The following is a 16,350-nucleotide window of genomic DNA, read 5'->3' as shown; positions in this document are numbered from 1 at the left end:
ATACGGTCGAGTACAGGGTGGGGTAGGTATCGCGCGCGACTGGAATTGGCGCTGTTGCGGGCATTAAAAAGCCCGGCGCGGGGCCGGGCGTTGTTTTTCGCAATGGCTTGCAGCTCGGTTCGGTAATGAATCGCGACGCTATCAGAGAACCGAGATCGGGTAGTCGACGATCAGACGGAACTCGTTGACGTCGCCTTCGCCCTCATCTGCGTTGGCGCGGTGCCAGGCCTGACGGATGCGGAAGGACAGATCCTTCGCTGGACCATTCTGAACCACGTACTTGGCTTCAAGGTTGGTCTCATGGTGGCTACCGTCAGCGCCGTACAGACCTGTGTAGGTGCTGTTGGATGGCGTGTGGGTACCATCAATGTCGGTACCGCTGATGTAACGGGTCATGAAGCTCAGGCCAGGTACGCCATACGGAGCCATGTTCAGGTCATAACGCGCCTGCCACGATTTTTCGCCCGGACCGTTGAAGTCAGAGTACTGGATGGAGTTGGCCAGGAAGATTGAGTCGCCACCGCGATTGTTGTCGCCGATACCGATGTAGTCGAACGGCGTATCACCGTTAACTTTCTGAAACGCCAGGGTCAGCGTGTGAGCGGCCAGGAACGAGTAAGCCGCCGACGCAGACCATGCAGTGTTGTTGATATCGCCCGCTTTCGCCGCGCCGGTATCTTTGGTGTTGTAGATGTTGAAATCGAAGGCCAGCGACTGGTCATCGGTCAGCGGCAGTGCGTAGTTCACGTTGCCGTAGTACTGGTTCCACACGTCTTCGAGCTTGTTGTAATAGAAACCAACGCCCAGGTTGTCGGTGATGGAGTACTTGCCGCCGCCGTAGGTAGCCGACTTGGACGTTACGCCTGCGTAAGTCGCCCAGATGTCGCCGTCACGGTTGGTTTCATCCTGGCTGGTACCCGAGTAGAAGCGACCAGCCTCGACATCAAGGCCTTTGATCTCGCTGCTTTGCAGAGTGATACCGCTTGCGGTTTGAGGCAACAGACGCGAACCGCCGACTGCGAAAACCGGGTTCTGCGGTTGCATGTCGCCAATTTTCAGCTCGGTTTTGGAAACGCGGAACTTAACGGCGCCGCCTGCTTTACCGAAGCTGTCATGGTTATTGCCTTCGCTATCGGTCGACAGGTTGCCGGAACCTGAATATTTGTCGGAGCCGTCCAGCTTGAAGCCCGCATAACCAAACGCATCCACGCCAACACCAATCAGGCCTTGGGTGTAGCCGGAGCTGAAGTTGCCCCAGAAACCTTGTGTCCAGTCTTTGTCGTCTACAGCACCGTTTTTCTTGTCACGGTTGTAATAGTAGTTGCGAGCTTTGACGTCCAGCTTGCTACCTTCAACAAAACCGGTTGCTTCGGACTGATCGCTTACGAATGCGGCAGCCGATGCCAACTGAGAACTGGCCGCAGTAACTGCCAGGGCGATTGCGCTCCACTTCATCACTCTCATCGTGACTTTGCTCCTTTGGTTTTTAAGAAGAGTACTGCCGTCCACCTGTTTTTTTATCTGGGCGGCTCTTTCTTTTTGGTGTCGGCGAAACTTATATCACGCTGACATTATTGGCGATAGTTACCCACCTATCCTTTCAATTTCTTTACGGCCATGTCGTAAAACAGCACTATCCCTGTCGTTACCAAACCGCTCTATATCCCAATACGTACAACTACCGCAGTACTTTCCGATCATCGGGATCCACCTTCGCAGCCGCCTGATCCCGCCGTTGTCTCTTGACCATTGCACCGGGTTATCGATCCCTGCACGTTGATCCTGTGGGTGATAAAGCAACAACCGTGCTCAAAGTTCCGGTGCGTGTGAAAAAAATGTTCCGTTCGACGTATCTGCATGCGAAAAGCGATGTAACCAATTGTTTCGTAAGGCTAAAAAATATACAGAAATTTACCTTGCCCTTGCTGAAGCGACTGAGGTTACTGTCCAAAGATGTCACTAACGTTACCTGTTACTGCCACGAAGTGGGTAGATGGCGGATAGGTCGGCAGGGGTGTGTCAGTCAGGTGAGTCGTTTTGGTGCGCAACGCCACGACCCTGCCTGTATTTGGTACGTGGAAGGTGGCCGCGCGCCAGATATCGCTCACCGAGTGGATAATGACTCCTGATCAAACGGTGAAATGGGGCCTGGGGACGGGCATGGCGTAGCGCGTTCGCGGGAATGTTGGATTGCGGGTGACGCTTCACTGCGGTGCGTTTGGGGCAGAACCGATCTGCTCCAGTGCAACCGTCGACCACTGTGAGGACCCGACAACTGACCCGGATTCAACAGTGATCCCACAAAATGGTGCCACAAGACATGTCTGCGTGATTCCCCCCGTATTCCCGAGTATCCTGCTCAGTATTGGAGCGTGTTTTCGCAATAAGCAAAAACATTGATACCTTCCCCGTGATCAGGAGTTAATGCGTGTTCGTTCTGGATCAACGTTTAGTGCAAGACACCTTGCCTGTGGGCGATTTCCCACTTTGCCGACTGCTGTTGTCCAATGATGCCCAATATCCATGGTTTATTCTGGTGCCCCGTAAAGCGGGTGTAAGCGAGGTATTCCAGTTGTCCGACGCAGAGCAAGTGCAGTTTTGGCAAGAAACCACCTTGCTATCCAGAGCGCTCCAGCAATCGTTCAACGCTGACAAGATGAACATTGCAGCGTTGGGCAATGTGGTGAGCCAGCTGCACATGCATGTCATTGTCCGTTATCAGGGCGATAACGCCTGGCCCGCCCCGGTGTGGGGCAAATGTCCCGCAGTGCCGTATTCCGCCGACCAGGCAGCCGACATCACGGGTCGGTTGAAGGCGGCGTTTGCCGAGGACCCTTCCTTCGTGGCGGTGCAGTCATGAATCTCGAAGATCGGGTGATGGACCTGGAGAGTCGCCTGGCATTTCAGGACGACACCATTCAGGCGCTCAACGATGTGTTGGTCGCGCAGCAGCGCAGCCTTGAGCGGATGCAGTTGCAGATGGCGGCCTTGCTCAAGCGCCAGGAAGAAATGGGCGGGCAATTCGACGCCTTCGAAGAGCAAGCGCCTCCCCCTCATTATTAGAAGCACAAAAAAACCGCGCCTTTAAGCGCGGTTTTTTTTGTGCCGACATTTAGCGGCGCGGATGCGCTGCGATGACGTCTTCGGCCTGCAGGCCCTTGTCACGATTCATAACGGAGAATTCAACGCGCTGGCCCTCGACCAGTACGCGATGACCTTCGCCGCGTATGGCACGGAAATGCACGAAAATATCATCGCCAGAATCGCGGGAGATGAAGCCGAAGCCCTTGGAGGTGTTGAACCACTTCACCGTGCCAGTATCGCGCTGGCCCAGTTCGTGTGGCAGAGGTGCTGACGACGGTGACGACTTATAAAAGCTGACACCCAGATGGATGATCACAGCGACCACCAATGCCAGCAGGCCAACGAGAACGGCAGGCTGACCGGCGATGGTTTCAAGCGGGACGAGCAGGGTGAGGATTTGCAGCACGACGGCCAGCACAAGCAGCACACTGACCAGGTTTTGCAGTTGATGGCGCGGGCCTCTGTTCCAGTAAGGAATGACTGGCGCAATGACCAGATTGATCAAGCCGAAGAGGGCCAGATACAAGGCATCCGGTTGCGACAGGTAAGAAGACAGCGCTTCACTACGCAGGCTAGGTATGAATGACAGCAGCAGGGCAGCTGCGCCAGTTAACAGGTGGACTATTTTCAACATTTCGATGACTCACATTAAGAAGGATCGCAAGAAGAGCTGGCGACTCCCGGTACGCTTCTGAAAAAAGGGAAGGCGTGATGCACGAGCGAAGACACAGCCTGTTCGCTACGGCCTGTTGGCCTGTTAGTAGCGACACGTCTGTATTTAACAGCAAAGCGCGGAGGTACTCAAATCAAGCGCTTAGCGCCATCGCTCAGGGAAGAGGGTGGCGATCTGGCCCGCGGTCACGGCCGCGTGCGAGCGGCTAGCTTCAGGGCTTGGCAGGCGGGCAACCGGTTTTATAAACGCGATGCCCCGCGCGTGGGGCTGCACCGTTGCGCCGGTCTTGCTAGAGTGGCAGGCAGCTTTCTGAAAACGTCATCCTATCAAGAGGACTTAGCATGGCAATCGATATCGGCATCAGCGAAGAAGATCGCAAGTCAATTGTGGACGGTCTTTCGCGCCTGCTGGCAGATACGTATGTGCTGTATCTGAAAACCCACAACTTTCACTGGAACGTTACAGGTCCGATGTTTCGCACGTTGCACCTGATGTTCGAAGAGCAGTACAACGAGCTGGCGTTGGCGGTGGATCTGATCGCGGAGCGCATCCGTGCATTGGGCTTCCCGGCCCCGGGCACCTATTCGACCTACGCGCGCCTGTCCTCGATCAGGGAAGAGGAAGGCGTACCTTCGGCAGAAGACATGATCCGTTCGTTGGTCAGCGGCCAGGAGGCCGTGACCCGTACGGCTCGCGGAATCTTTCCTCTGCTGGAAAAAGTCAGCGACGAACCTACGGCTGACCTGCTGACTCAGCGCATGCAGGTCCATGAAAAGACCGCATGGATGCTGCGTGCCATGCTCGAAGGCAAGTAACTGCCTTTCGTGGGCGGCGGAAATCGCCGCCCCACACTCCGCTTTTCTCCCTGCCTATCTCTTGACCTCGCTTACTCTCTCTCTTGCGCATACTATTCACCGGGTTGTCCACGAATAGCTTGGTGCTGAATCGATTTAGTTATTAATATCGTCAGATTAATTGGTCCCTGCACTGTCTTTCTATAATCGCAATATTTACTGATGTATATACATATGTAACACCTGCTGTTTTGTATATTGACTTCGGGTTGCTGATGCTCAACTTTCTGCTTGTAATTGTGGTGATGTCCTACGTTTCATAAGTGTTACTTCCACTGGCGCACCCCCTATGAATAGGGCTTGATAGACGCATGGTTTATTTGATTTCAAATGTTTCTATTGCTGTGTTCGAAATTGCACCAAGGGGGTTTTTATGAGTCAAAATGCCGCAAGGGAGGTCAAGGATGTGAACCGATGTAGCAAAGTTCTCAACGATCCGTTCGTCGAGGACTTCAACATGGATCTTGCCCAGCCGCAGTCGCGCTCGGTAAGACTTAACGGTTTGGCAACATGCTTGCGCCTGGAGGGGGTGTACTGGAATATCCTGTCGGAGATCGCTAATTGCAATAGTTGTTCTATTAATGCGGTTTTGTCCTACGTGGATCGGGAAGTTCACCTGCGCTACGGCGGGGTGAAAAATTTCAGCGGTTTGATTCGCGTGGTGTGTGTGACGCATCTGTTGAAGGCCGAGGGTTTCCGGCTGTCTTCTGCCTGACCTGGCAGGTACTCATTCCAGCGGGCGCGCCGATGGCGTGCCCGTGCTCAGTTCGGTGAGCTGGACGGTGAAATACGCCGATCAGCCGCCTTCTTTATCTCTATCGCCCTGGGCGGCTGCACAGCCTTGATTAACCCTATATAATCCCCCGCCTTACTATGGAAGGCAGGACTGACCGTCGGGTTGAACTGCATGCCAAAGCTCCTGCACCATTGCGCACTGGCGACGGGCGAGAGCTCCACCGAATTCCGAATTACGAGAAGTGAATACACGATCATGATGCGCAGCCATTATTGCGGCCAACTGAACGAAAGCCTGGAAGGTCAGGAAATTACCCTTTGCGGATGGGTCCACCGCCGTCGTGACCACGGGGGTGTAATTTTCCTCGACATACGCGATCGTGAGGGTTTGGCTCAAGTGGTCTTCGATCCGGATCGCGCAGATACCTTCGCCATTGCCGACCGTGTTCGCAGTGAATACGTGGTCAAGCTGACCGGCAAGGTACGTGCCCGCCCGGCAGGTGCGGTCAACCCGAACATGGCATCCGGTGCCATCGAAGTGCTGGGTTACGAACTGGAAGTTCTGAACGAGTCTGAAACCCCGCCGTTCCCGTTGAATGAATACTCCGACGTCGGTGAGGAAACTCGCTTGCGGTATCGCTTCATCGACCTGCGTCGTCCTGAGATGGCCGAAAAGTTGAGGTTGCGCTCGCGCATTACTTCCAGCATTCGCGGCTTCCTCGACGGCAACGGTTTCCTCGACGTCGAAACCCCGATCCTGACGCGTGCCACCCCGGAAGGGGCCCGCGACTATCTGGTACCGAGCCGCACTCACGCAGGCAGCTTCTTTGCTTTGCCACAGTCGCCTCAACTGTTCAAGCAACTGCTGATGGTTGCGGGCTTTGACCGTTACTACCAGATTGCCAAATGTTTCCGTGACGAGGATCTGCGCGCCGATCGCCAGCCTGAGTTCACCCAGATCGACATCGAGACCAGCTTCCTCAATGAAGCCGATATCATGGGTCTGACCGAGAGCATGATCCGCAAGCTGTTCAAGGAAGTGCTCGACCTGGAGTTCGGCGAATTCCCGCACATGACCTTCGAAGAAGCCATGCGCCGCTACGGCTCCGACAAGCCTGACCTGCGTAACCCGCTGGAACTGGTCGACGTTGCCGATCAGCTCAAGGACGTCGAATTCAAGGTCTTCAGTGGTCCAGCCAACGATCCGAAGTGCCGTGTGACTGCATTGCGCGTCCCGGGCGGGGCGAGCATGCCGCGTAGCAAGATTGACGACTACACCAAGTTCGTCGGTATCTACGGCGCCAGGGGGCTGGCCTACATCAAGGTCAACGAGCGCGCCAAAGGCGTTGAAGGCCTGCAGTCGCCGATCGTCAAGAACATCCCGGAAGCCAACCTGAATGTGATCCTGGACCGCGTTGGCGCAGTTGACGGCGACATCGTGTTCTTCGGTGCCGACAAATTCAAGGTCGTCAGTGAAGCGCTGGGTGCGTTGCGTATCAAACTGGGTCATGACCTCAATCTGCTCACCTGCGAGTGGGCACCGATGTGGGTCGTCGACTTCCCGATGTTCGAAGAGAACGACGACGGTAGTTTCACCGCGCTGCACCACCCGTTTACCGCACCGAAGTGTTCGCCTGAGGAGCTGGAAGCCGACCCGGCTACCGCATTGTCACGTGCTTACGACATGGTGCTGAACGGCACTGAGCTGGGCGGCGGTTCGATCCGTATTCATCGCAAGGAAATGCAGCAAGCGGTTTTCCGGCTGTTAGGCATCTCCGAAGACGAGCAGCAAGAGAAGTTCGGTTTCCTGCTTGATGCCCTGAAGTACGGTGCACCGCCGCACGGCGGTCTTGCATTCGGTCTAGACCGTTTGGTGATGCTGATGACCGGCGCTCAATCGATTCGTGAGGTCATTGCCTTCCCGAAAACCCAGAGTGCTGCAGATGTCATGACACAGGCACCGGGCCTGGTCGATGCCAAGCAACTGCGCGAGCTGCACATCCGTCTACGTGAAACGCCGAAGGCCGAGTGATATCGGCTTATGAAAGGGGCAGGGCGGCTCGAGTGATCGATTTGCCCTGATGCTCGCGCCCTTATCGGGTCAGGATTCGATTCAAGCGTCCCGTGTCGAGCGATCGAGCGGGACGTGCGTGTTTCAAGTTTGGAGCGTGTTATGGCTGGTCATTCCAAGTGGGCGAACATCAAGCATCGCAAAGAGCGTCAGGATGCCAAGAAGGGCAAGATATTCACCAAGTGGATTCGTGAGCTGACGGTCGCTGCCCGACAAGGCGGTGGGGATCCGACATCGAACCCGCGTTTGCGACTGGCTCAGGACAAGGCGCTGAGCGCCAACATGAGTCGCGACATCATTGATCGGGCGATTGCGCGCGGCGCTGGCGCTGCCGATGCCGATGATATGGTCGAATTGGGCTATGAAGGCTATGGCCCTGGTGGCGTAGCGGTCATGGTCGAAACCATGACCGACAACCGTAACCGCACAGCGGCGGCGGTTCGTCACGCGTTCAGCAAGTGCGGAGGCAACCTGGGTACCGATGGCTCTGTGGCGTATCTGTTCGAGCGCAAAGGCCAGATATCCTTCGCGGCAGGTGTTGATGAAGATGCGCTGATGGAAGCAGCGATGGATGCAGATGCCGATGACGTCGTGACCCACGAAGATGGCTCCATTGATGTGTTTACCTCCTTTGCCAGTTTCTACGCCGTGCGCAACGCGTTGGAAGCGTCCGGGTTCGAGGCCGCAGACGCGGAAATCGTCATGCAGCCCACCACCAGTGCAGTGCTGGATCTGGAGATGGCGGAAAAGGTACTCAAGCTGGTCGACATGCTCGAAGATCTGGATGACGTACAAAACGTTTACTCCAATGCGGAAATCCCTGACGAGATAATGGAGCAGCTCGGCTGATCGTCACTCCCGTCAGGAACTGAGGCCGGAGGCACGAAGCGCTGATTTGATCATCGCTGTCGGCCTCCGGCTTCTGCCTTTATGCTGCGTTCAATTGTGCGCGTTCCTTCATCAAGCTGCAGGCGTTATGACTCTTATTCTAGGTATCGACCCCGGTTCACGAATAACCGGCTTCGGTGTGGTGCGTGACACCGGGCGCGGCTGCGAGTACGTGGCCTCGGGCTGTATTCGTACCGGTAGTGGTTTGCTGCATGAGCGGCTGCACATTATCTACCGCGGCGTGCGTGAAGTGATTCAGACCTACGGCCCGGTGACGATGGGCATAGAGAAGGTCTTCATGGCGCGCAATCCCGATTCGGCTCTCAAGCTTGGGCAAGCGCGAGGCGCGGCTATCGTCGCCGGTGCGGAAGAGAGCCTTGAAATCTCCGAATACACAGCAACTCAGGTCAAGCAGGCTGTGGCCGGGACGGGCGGGGCGAACAAGGATCAGGTGATGATGATGGTCATGCACTTGCTCAAATTGACCCAAAAGCCACAAATCGACGCCTCCGACGCACTGGCGATCGCCTTGTGTCATGCTCATACCCGTTCCAGCCTGATTCCTCATGGCCTGAATACCGCACGCAGCCGTGGCGGGCGCCTGCGTCTCTGATAGCATCATTTGCTCATAAAACTTTAGTTGCAGCTCACCTGAGTCCTGCAAACATGTCGACCGGGGTTTGCCCCTGTTCCTCGCAGTGACAAGCTATTGGAAAGGATCTGATACGTGATTGGACGTTTGCGCGGTGCGCTGGTCGAGAAGCAGCCGCCGCACCTGGTGCTGGATGTCAATGGTGTGGGCTACGAGATCGAAGTCCCCATGACAACCCTCTATCGCTTGCCTCACTTGGGCGAGACGGTAACGCTGCACACTCACTTGGTGGTGCGCGAGGATGCGCATCTGCTGTTCGGCTTCTACGAGAAGCGTGACCGCGAGATGTTTCGCGAATTGATTCGTCTCAACGGCGTCGGTCCCAAACTGGCGCTGGCGCTGATGTCGACGCTGGAAGTCGATGAGCTTGTGCGCTGTGTTCAGGCTCAGGACACCTCGGCACTGACCCGTGTACCTGGCGTCGGCAAGAAGACCGCCGAGCGCCTATTGGTCGAACTCAAGGATCGGTTCAAGGCCTGGGACGCGTTGCCGGGAACGTTCGCGCTGGTCTCCGAGGGGCCGGGCGCAACGGTGCCGGTGGCAACCGCTGAGTCCGATGCAGTCAGTGCCCTGATTTCCCTGGGCTACAAACCTCAGGAAGCCAGCAAGGCCGTGACCGCTATCAAAGACAAGAATCTGAGCAGTGAAGACCTGATTCGCCGCGCACTCAAGGGGATGATGTAAGTGATCGAAGCCGACCGCCTGATCGCCGCTACCGGCCGCGATCGTGACGAGCAACTGGATCGAGCCATCCGGCCGCTGAGCCTGGCCGACTACATAGGCCAGCCTACCGTGCGCGAGCAGATGGAGCTGTTCATCCAGGCCGCCCGCGGCCGAAACGAGGCGCTGGACCACACGCTGATCTTCGGCCCGCCGGGGCTGGGTAAAACGACGCTGGCCAATATCATCGCGCAAGAGATGTCGGTCTCGATCAAAAGTACCTCAGGGCCGGTCCTCGAGCGGCCGGGCGATCTGGCAGCGATCCTGACCAATCTCGAACCTCACGATGTGCTATTCATCGACGAAATCCACCGTCTGTCGCCCATTGTCGAGGAAGTGCTGTACCCGGCAATGGAAGACTTTCAGCTCGACATCATGATTGGCGAGGGCCCTGCCGCGCGCTCAATCAAGCTGGACCTGCCGCCCTTTACCCTTGTCGGGGCCACCACTCGCGCAGGGATGCTGACCAATCCGTTGCGTGATCGCTTCGGTATCGTCCAGCGTCTGGAGTTCTACAGCACCGCGGATCTGGCGACGATTGTCTCGCGTTCGGCCGGGATTCTCGGTTTGCATATCGAGGACGCAGGCGCTTTCGAGATCGCACGACGCGCGCGGGGTACGCCTCGGATTGCCAACCGCCTGCTGCGCCGGGTGCGGGATTTTGCAGAGGTTCGCGCTAAGGGCCAGATTACAAAGCCTATCGCAGACCTGGCGTTGAACCTGCTGGATGTCGATGAGCGCGGCTTCGATCACCAGGACCGGCGATTGCTACTGACCATGATCGAGAAGTTCGATGGCGGGCCTGTTGGTGTCGACAACCTTGCAGCGGCCATTAGCGAAGAGCGACACACCATCGAGGATGTGCTGGAACCCTACTTGATCCAGCAAGGCTATATGATGCGCACACCTCGCGGTCGCATGGTCACGCGCCACGCCTATCTGCACTTCGGCTTGAACATTCCGTCGCGCATGGGTGACCGGTCGATTCCTGATGAGCTGATCGATGATGCAGACGAATAAAGGCCTAATCGACCGATCTATTCCAGCGTTTGGTGGTCTGACGGGCAGTACGGTAATCCGCGTTGTGCCTGCCGGTGAAAAACGATGAAAAACAGTTGCCTGGCCGGATTGGCAACCTGAGGAGTAAGCACTAGAGTATGCGCGCGCAAAACGGGGGGCAGTCGTTCGCACATCGCTGTCGCGTTTATTACGAGGACACCGATGCCGGCGGCATCGTTTACTACGTCAACTATCTGAAATTCATGGAGCGGGCTCGCACCGAGCGGCTGCGGGAGTTGGGATTTGCTCAATCCGCAATGGCCGGGAACGAGAACCTATTGTTTGTCGTGCATTCGAGCCAGGCGCGTTATCACACGCCTGCGCGACTGGATGATGAGCTGCTGGTCAGCGCCGAAGTAATCGAATTGAACCGGGCCAGCCTGCGCTTTGAGCAAAAGGTCAGGCGGGCTACGGATAATAAGCTGCTCTGTGAAGGGCAGTTTTTGGTGGCGTGTGTGCGCGCCGATAGTTTGAAACCCCGGGCCATTCCCGAAACTCTGCGCACGGCCTTTGCCGGCCAGAGCGGCGCGGGTACACATTCAGAGCAGGAGATACAGCGTGGAAGCTAACGTCGTCGACCATACCTCCATGTGGAGTTTGGTCAGCAATGCCAGCGTAGTCGTTCAGTTGGTGATGCTGATCCTGGTGGCCGCATCGGTCACTTCGTGGATCATGATTTTTCAGCGCAGCGCCATGCTGCGTGCCGGGCGTCGTGCGCTGGACAGCTTCGAGGAGCGCTTCTGGTCGGGCATCGACCTGTCCAAGCTGTATCGTCAGGCTGGCAGCAACCCTGACCCTGATTCGGGCGTGGAGCAGATCTTCCGTGCTGGCTTCAAGGAGTTCTCCCGCTTGCGTCAGCAGCCGGGTGTCGATCCTGACGCCGTGATGGAAGGCGTCGCGCGTGCCATGCGTGTTGCAATTTCCCGCGAAGAAGAAAAGCTCGAGCAGAGCCTGCCATTTCTGGCAACCGTAGGCTCTACCAGCCCGTATGTCGGTCTGTTCGGCACCGTATGGGGGATCATGAACTCCTTCCGGGGCCTGGCTACTGCACAGCAAGCTACCTTGGCCACCGTTGCACCGGGTATCGCCGAAGCACTGATCGCTACCGCCATCGGCCTGTTCGCAGCAATCCCTGCGGTAATCGCCTACAACCGTTTCGCCGCTCGTGGCGAAAACCTGATTGGCCGTTACTACACATTTGCCGACGAGTTCCAGGCCATTCTGCACCGTAAAGTGCACACCAGCGAAGACTAAGCAGGTATTTCCAAATGGCTTTAATCGCTCGCGGTCGACGCGCCAAACGCAAGCCGGTCGCTGAAATGAACGTGGTGCCCTACATCGACGTGATGTTGGTACTGCTGGTCATCTTTATGGTGACGGCTCCAATGATTAACCAGGGCGTGAAAGTCGATCTGCCCAAGGTCTCCAGCGAGGCCTTGCCGCAGGACAACAACAACCAGGTCCTGACCATTTCGATCAAGGCTGACAAGACCTACTACTGGAATCTTGGCAGCGAAGTCGATACCGACAAACAGATGGACAAAGCCATGACCTTGCCGCAACTGACCAGCGCGGTGACCAAGATCATCGCTGCCGGTCGTGATGCTGGCAAGCAGACTCAGGTGTTCATCCGTGGCGACAAGACCGTGGACTATGGTGCCGTAATGGGCACCATGGGCGGGTTGCAGAAGGCCGGAGTCGGGAACGTTGGTCTGATTACCGAGGCACCCTGATGCAGCCGATTCGAGAGCCGTCAGCCTCGGAAAGCTACTTCTGGCCCTCGGTCTGGGCCGTGGCATTGCACGTCCTGATTTTTGGTTTGTTGTTCGTCAGTTTCGCGATGACGCCGGAGCTGCCTGAAGCCAAGCCGATCGTACAGGCCACGCTTTATCAGTTGAAGTCGAAAAGTCAGGCGACCACCCAGACCAACCAGAAGCTTGCTGGCGAGGCAAAGAAATCCGCTGCACGACAGACAGAAGTCGAGCAGATGGAGCAGAAAAAAGTCGAGCAAGAGGCGATAAAGGCGGCGGAACAAAAGAAAGCCGATGCCGCTCAAAAGGCCGAAGAGCAAAAAGCTGAAGAAGCGAAGAAAGCGGAAGACGCCAAAAAGGCCGATGACGCGAAGAAAGCAGCCGACGATGCGAAAAAGGCCGAAGCTAAAAAGGCCGATGACGCCAAGAAAGCTGCCGAAGAGAAACAATTGGCTGATATAGCCAAGAAGAAAGCTGAAGACGACGCGAAGAAAAAGGCCGAGGAAGACGCCAAGCGCGCAGCGGCTGAGGAAGCCAAGAAACAGGCTGCCGAGGACGCGAAGAAGCAAGCCGCTGACGATGCCAAGAAAAAGGCTGCTGAAGACGCGAAGAAAAAAGCGGCTGAAGATGCCAAGAAAAAAGCTGCAGACGACGCCAAGAAGAAGGCCCAGGACGCTGCCCGTAAATCGGCGGAAGAGAAGAAGGCGCAAGCACTGGCCGACCTGCTTTCCGACAAACCTGAGCGTCAACAGGCGTTAGCCGATGAGAAAGGTGACGAGGTTGCTGGTAGCTTCGATGACTTGATTCGTTCGCGAGCTGCCGAAGGCTGGGCAAGACCACCCTCTGCTCGCAAAGGCATGACTGTCGTGTTGCAGATCGCCATGTTGCCGGATGGGACCATCACTTCGGTGAGTGTCAGCAAGTCCAGCGGTGACGGTCCTTTCGACAGTTCGGCAGTAGCGGCGGTCAAGAACATTGGTCGTTTGACAGAGATGCAGGGGCTGAAACCTTCGGATTTCGCACCTTACCGTTCATTCAAGATGACATTCACACCTGAGGATTTAGCCTTGTGATTAACCTTCTTCGAGGATTGCTTGTCGTTCTTTGTTGTGCAGCGGGATTCGCCGCTGCCGACGAAAAGAACATTCTGGTCACCAGTGGCAGTGACCGTGCTACGCCTATCGCAGTCGTGCCTTTCGGGCTTCAGGGTGGCAGCGTATTGCCGGAAGATATGGCCAAGATCATCGGCAATGACTTGCTGAATTCAGGCTATTACACGCCTATCCCTAAAGAGAACATGATCAGCCAGCCCACCCAGGCGAGCGAAGTGATCTTTCGCGACTGGAAGGCGCTGGGTGCCCAGTACGTCATGGTCGGCAGCATCAGCCCGGCAGGCGGCCGCCTGCAGGTGCAGTATGCGTTGTTCAACGTGGCCACCGAGCAACAAGTCCTGACGGGCAACGTGTCGGGCACCACCGACCAGTTGCGCGACATGGCGCATTACATCGCCGACCAATCGTTTGAGAAACTCACCGGTATCAAAGGTGCGTTCTCGACACGCATGCTGTACGTCACTGCCGAACGTTTCTCTGCCGACAATACCCGCTACACGTTGCAGCGTTCGGATTACGACGGTGCTCGTGCCGTGACCTTGCTGCAATCCCGCGAACCGATCCTGTCGCCACGCTTTGCGCCGGATGGCAAGCGAATTGCCTATGTGTCGTTCGAACAGAAGCGTCCGCGCATTTTCGTTCAGCACATTGATACCGGCCGCCGTGAGCAAATCACCAATTTCGAGGGCCTGAATGGCGCGCCTGCCTGGTCGCCGGATGGCAGCAAGTTGGCGATGGTCCTGTCCAAGGATGGCAACCCCGAGATTTATGTAATGGATTTGGCTTCGCGTCAGCTTTCGCGCGTCACCAATGATTCGTCCATCGATACCGAACCTTTCTTCGGCAAGGACGGCTCGACCATCTACTTCACTTCTGATCGTGGCGGCAAACCACAGATCTATAAAACGAGCATCAATGGTGGCGGCGCTCAGCGAGTCACTTTCATCGGCAACTACAACGCCAACCCTAAATTGTCGGCTGATGAAAAGACGCTGGTAATGATCCATCGTCAGGATGGTTTCACAAACTTCAAGGTAGCCGCTCAGGATTTGCAGCGCGGTAGCGTAAAAGTCCTCACAGACAGCAACCTTGATGAGTCGCCTACTGTTGCGCCCAACGGCACCATGGTAATCTACGCCACCCGCCAGCAGGGCCGGGGAGTCTTGATGCTCGTGTCCATTAATGGACGCGTAAGGCTCCCGCTTCCTACCGCTCAAGGCGAAGTCAGAGAACCTTCCTGGTCCCCTTACCTGAACTGACGCGGCGCTATACGTTGTACTTAACACACTGGGGTTCATTAGGAGTTTTACGATGGAAATGCTGAAGTTTGGTAAGTTTGCTGCTCTGGCTCTGGCCATGGCTGTAGCTGTAGGTTGCTCGTCCAAAGGCGGCGATAATGCCGGTCAAGGCGGCGCTGCTGTAGATCCTAACGCTGGTTACGGCGCCAACACCGGCGCAGTAGACGGCAGCCTGAGCGAAGAAGCTGCTCTGCGCGCCATCACCACGTTCTACTTTGAATACGACAGTTCTGACTTGAAACCAGAGGCCATGCGCGCTCTGGACGTTCACGCCAAGGACCTGAAAGCTAACGGCGCTCGCGTTGTTCTGGAAGGTAACACCGACGAACGCGGTACTCGCGAATACAACCTGGCACTGGGCGAGCGTCGCGCGAAAGCCGTTCAACGCTACCTGGTTCTGCAAGGCGTATCGCCAGCTCAGCTGGAAATCGTCTCCTACGGTGAAGAGCGTCCAGTTGCTACCGGTAACGACGAGCAGTCCTGGGCTCAAAACCGTCGCGTCGAACTGCGTAAGTAATTTGACATGCGAACGTGCCGCCGTGCTTTAACCGTTTTGGCTCTCACCCTTCCTCTTGCAGCGATGGGTGCGGTTCCTGTGGTCGATGACAACTCTGGCTCTGCTGGCAGCAGTTATCCGCCATCGGGTTATGGTACGGCGGGCGCCTACGCCGGAGGGGGGGCAAGTGCCCAACCTTCGGCGCAAGGTCAGCTGTTCATGCAACTGCAACAAATGCAGGAAGAAATTTCGCGCTTGCGCGGAATCGTCGAAGTCCAGCAGAACGATATCCAGCAAATGAAGCAAGAAGCGCTGGATCGCTACAAGGATCTCGACTCCCGTATCGGAGCTGGCGGCGCACCTGCTGCACCAGCTGCCACTAATTCAGCTTCCGACGGCGGCGCTAGCGCCGGCGGAGCACCCGCAGCATCTGCTGCCGCGTCGCAGAGCAGTACTGAACCGGGCGATCCGGCGAAAGAAAAGCTCTATTACGATGCCGCATTCGACCTGATCAAGGCCAAGGATTTCGACAAGGCCAGCCAGGCGTTTTCCGCTTTTTTGCGCAAGTACCCCAACAGCCAGTATGCGGGTAACGCGCAGTATTGGTTGGGCGAAGTGAATCTGGCCAAAGGTGACCTCCAAGGCGCCGGCCAGGCCTTCGCTAAGGTGAGTCAGCTCTACCCGAAGCACGCCAAGGTGCCTGATTCCCTTTACAAGCTGGCAGATGTCGAGCGTCGCCTAGGTCATACCGACAAGGTCAAAGGCATTCTGCAGCAAGTCGTTGCCCAATACCCTGGGACTTCGGCCGCACAATTGGCGCAGCGTGATCTCCAACGTCTTTGATCGCCAGACCGTTTGACTCTCGATTCAAGAAAGCCGCGCGTTGCGCGGCTTTTTTCGTTAGAATTCCGCACCCGAAATTCCGGTATTGATTACGCTTGTGTGGCTTCTGCGAGC

18 protein-coding genes and 1 pseudogene are annotated in these 16,350 nt (G+C 56.5%); 16 read left to right on the top strand and 3 right to left on the bottom strand.

The annotated features are described in order from the left end of the window. Window positions 1-141: 141 nt before the first annotated feature. Window positions 142-1,464 carry an OprD family porin gene (locus tag B3I26_RS01070; protein WP_296254318.1) on the bottom strand — a complete coding sequence of 441 codons (1,323 nt, stop codon included), beginning with the start codon at window positions 1,462-1,464 and terminating at the stop codon, window positions 142-144. 964 nt (window positions 1,465-2,428) lie between these two features. Here B3I26_RS01070 and B3I26_RS01065 point away from each other — a divergent pair. Both B3I26_RS01065 and B3I26_RS01060 read left to right on the top strand, forming a co-directional pair. After that, window positions 2,429-2,860 (top strand): HIT family protein, encoded by a 432-nt coding sequence (locus B3I26_RS01065; RefSeq protein ID WP_296254317.1) that lies wholly within the window; start codon window positions 2,429-2,431, stop codon window positions 2,858-2,860. Next, window positions 2,857-3,063 (top strand): SlyX family protein, encoded by a 207-nt coding sequence (locus tag B3I26_RS01060; RefSeq protein ID WP_296254316.1) that lies wholly within the window; start codon window positions 2,857-2,859, stop codon window positions 3,061-3,063. The genes B3I26_RS01065 and B3I26_RS01060 overlap by 4 nt, the downstream gene beginning before the upstream one ends. 49 nt (window positions 3,064-3,112) lie before the next feature. Here the strand turns inward: B3I26_RS01060 and B3I26_RS28740 are convergent, their stop codons facing one another. Together B3I26_RS28740 and B3I26_RS28735 are read right to left on the bottom strand one after the other, a co-directional pair. Next, window positions 3,113-3,334 (bottom strand): cold shock domain-containing protein, encoded by a 222-nt coding sequence (locus B3I26_RS28740; RefSeq protein WP_409522016.1) that lies wholly within the window; start codon window positions 3,332-3,334, stop codon window positions 3,113-3,115. 108 nt (window positions 3,335-3,442) lie between these two features. Continuing rightward, a pseudogene (locus B3I26_RS28735) lies at window positions 3,443-3,718 on the bottom strand (cold shock domain-containing protein membrane protein); the annotation flags it as partial. A gap of 380 nt (window positions 3,719-4,098) precedes the next feature. On the opposite strand from B3I26_RS28735, the gene B3I26_RS01050 reads away from it, so the two are divergent. The 14 genes from B3I26_RS01050 to ybgF all read left to right on the top strand — a co-directional run bounded on the left by B3I26_RS01050 (window position 4,099) and on the right by ybgF (window position 16,236). After that, window positions 4,099-4,572 carry a Dps family protein gene (locus B3I26_RS01050; RefSeq protein ID WP_296254314.1) on the top strand — a complete coding sequence of 158 codons (474 nt, stop codon included), beginning with the start codon at window positions 4,099-4,101 and terminating at the stop codon, window positions 4,570-4,572. 412 nt (window positions 4,573-4,984) lie between these two features. After that, complete coding sequence (locus tag B3I26_RS01045) at window positions 4,985-5,326, top strand: ribbon-helix-helix domain-containing protein (RefSeq protein WP_296254313.1); 342 nt, start codon at window positions 4,985-4,987, stop codon at window positions 5,324-5,326. Window positions 5,327-5,602: 276 nt separating this feature from the next. Beyond that, a complete protein-coding gene (gene aspS / locus B3I26_RS01040; protein WP_296254355.1) occupies window positions 5,603-7,378 on the top strand; it encodes an aspartate--tRNA ligase in 1,776 nt (591 codons plus the stop codon). Window positions 7,379-7,519: 141 nt separating this feature from the next. Beyond that, window positions 7,520-8,266, top strand: a complete 747-nt coding sequence (locus B3I26_RS01035) for a YebC/PmpR family DNA-binding transcriptional regulator (RefSeq protein WP_296254312.1) — start codon at window positions 7,520-7,522, stop codon at window positions 8,264-8,266. Window positions 8,267-8,393: 127 nt separating this feature from the next. Then, complete coding sequence (ruvC, locus tag B3I26_RS01030) at window positions 8,394-8,918, top strand: crossover junction endodeoxyribonuclease RuvC (protein ID WP_296254311.1); 525 nt, start codon at window positions 8,394-8,396, stop codon at window positions 8,916-8,918. Between the two features lie 114 nt (window positions 8,919-9,032). Further along, window positions 9,033-9,641 (top strand): Holliday junction branch migration protein RuvA, encoded by a 609-nt coding sequence (gene ruvA / locus B3I26_RS01025; RefSeq protein WP_296254310.1) that lies wholly within the window; start codon window positions 9,033-9,035, stop codon window positions 9,639-9,641. Beyond that, window positions 9,642-10,697 carry a Holliday junction branch migration DNA helicase RuvB gene (gene ruvB / locus B3I26_RS01020; RefSeq protein WP_296254309.1) on the top strand — a complete coding sequence of 352 codons (1,056 nt, stop codon included), beginning with the start codon at window positions 9,642-9,644 and terminating at the stop codon, window positions 10,695-10,697. A gap of 137 nt (window positions 10,698-10,834) precedes the next feature. Continuing rightward, window positions 10,835-11,305: a tol-pal system-associated acyl-CoA thioesterase gene (ybgC, locus tag B3I26_RS01015; protein WP_296254308.1), complete on the top strand. Its 471-nt coding sequence runs from the start codon at window positions 10,835-10,837 to the stop codon at window positions 11,303-11,305. Beyond that, a complete protein-coding gene (gene tolQ, locus B3I26_RS01010) occupies window positions 11,295-11,990 on the top strand; it encodes a protein TolQ (RefSeq protein WP_296254307.1) in 696 nt (231 codons plus the stop codon). Before ybgC ends, tolQ begins: the two co-directional genes overlap by 11 nt. 23 nt (window positions 11,991-12,013) lie before the next feature. Then, window positions 12,014-12,469, top strand: coding sequence for a protein TolR (gene tolR / locus B3I26_RS01005; protein WP_177413396.1), 456 nt, complete (start codon window positions 12,014-12,016; stop codon window positions 12,467-12,469). Then, window positions 12,469-13,560 carry a cell envelope integrity protein TolA gene (gene tolA, locus B3I26_RS01000; protein WP_296254306.1) on the top strand — a complete coding sequence of 364 codons (1,092 nt, stop codon included), beginning with the start codon at window positions 12,469-12,471 and terminating at the stop codon, window positions 13,558-13,560. Before tolR ends, tolA begins: the two co-directional genes overlap by 1 nt. Continuing rightward, window positions 13,557-14,858 (top strand): Tol-Pal system beta propeller repeat protein TolB, encoded by a 1,302-nt coding sequence (gene tolB, locus B3I26_RS00995; RefSeq protein WP_409522009.1) that lies wholly within the window; start codon window positions 13,557-13,559, stop codon window positions 14,856-14,858. The genes tolA and tolB overlap by 4 nt, the downstream gene beginning before the upstream one ends. A gap of 52 nt (window positions 14,859-14,910) precedes the next feature. Continuing rightward, complete coding sequence (gene pal, locus B3I26_RS00990; RefSeq protein WP_296254305.1) at window positions 14,911-15,414, top strand: peptidoglycan-associated lipoprotein Pal; 504 nt, start codon at window positions 14,911-14,913, stop codon at window positions 15,412-15,414. Window positions 15,415-15,420: 6 nt separating this feature from the next. After that, entirely contained in the window at window positions 15,421-16,236 is an 816-nt protein-coding gene (gene ybgF, locus B3I26_RS00985) for a tol-pal system protein YbgF (RefSeq protein ID WP_296254304.1), read from the top strand. The last annotated feature ends 114 nt before the right edge of the window (window positions 16,237-16,350 follow it).

The organism is Pseudomonas sp. UBA5706, assembly GCF_002419965.1.
Taxonomy (GTDB): Bacteria; Pseudomonadota; Gammaproteobacteria; order Pseudomonadales; family Pseudomonadaceae; genus Aquipseudomonas.
This window is presented reverse-complemented; position numbering and strand designations above follow the sequence as displayed.

Coding starts and splice junctions, on each gene's coding strand:
- B3I26_RS01050 (WP_296254314.1), top strand. CDS start 4,099: ATGGCAATCGATATCGGCATCAGCGAAGAAGATCGCAAGTCAATTGTG.
- ruvC (WP_296254311.1), top strand. CDS start 8,394: ATGACTCTTATTCTAGGTATCGACCCCGGTTCACGAATAACCGGCTTC.
- tolA (WP_296254306.1), top strand. CDS start 12,469: ATGCAGCCGATTCGAGAGCCGTCAGCCTCGGAAAGCTACTTCTGGCCC.
- B3I26_RS01035 (WP_296254312.1), top strand. CDS start 7,520: ATGGCTGGTCATTCCAAGTGGGCGAACATCAAGCATCGCAAAGAGCGT.
- B3I26_RS01070 (WP_296254318.1), bottom strand. CDS start 1,464: ATGAGAGTGATGAAGTGGAGCGCAATCGCCCTGGCAGTTACTGCGGCC.
- B3I26_RS01045 (WP_296254313.1), top strand. CDS start 4,985: ATGAGTCAAAATGCCGCAAGGGAGGTCAAGGATGTGAACCGATGTAGC.
- pal (WP_296254305.1), top strand. CDS start 14,911: ATGGAAATGCTGAAGTTTGGTAAGTTTGCTGCTCTGGCTCTGGCCATG.
- ybgF (WP_296254304.1), top strand. CDS start 15,421: ATGCGAACGTGCCGCCGTGCTTTAACCGTTTTGGCTCTCACCCTTCCT.
- B3I26_RS01060 (WP_296254316.1), top strand. CDS start 2,857: ATGAATCTCGAAGATCGGGTGATGGACCTGGAGAGTCGCCTGGCATTT.
- ybgC (WP_296254308.1), top strand. CDS start 10,835: ATGCGCGCGCAAAACGGGGGGCAGTCGTTCGCACATCGCTGTCGCGTT.
- aspS (WP_296254355.1), top strand. CDS start 5,603: ATGATGCGCAGCCATTATTGCGGCCAACTGAACGAAAGCCTGGAAGGT.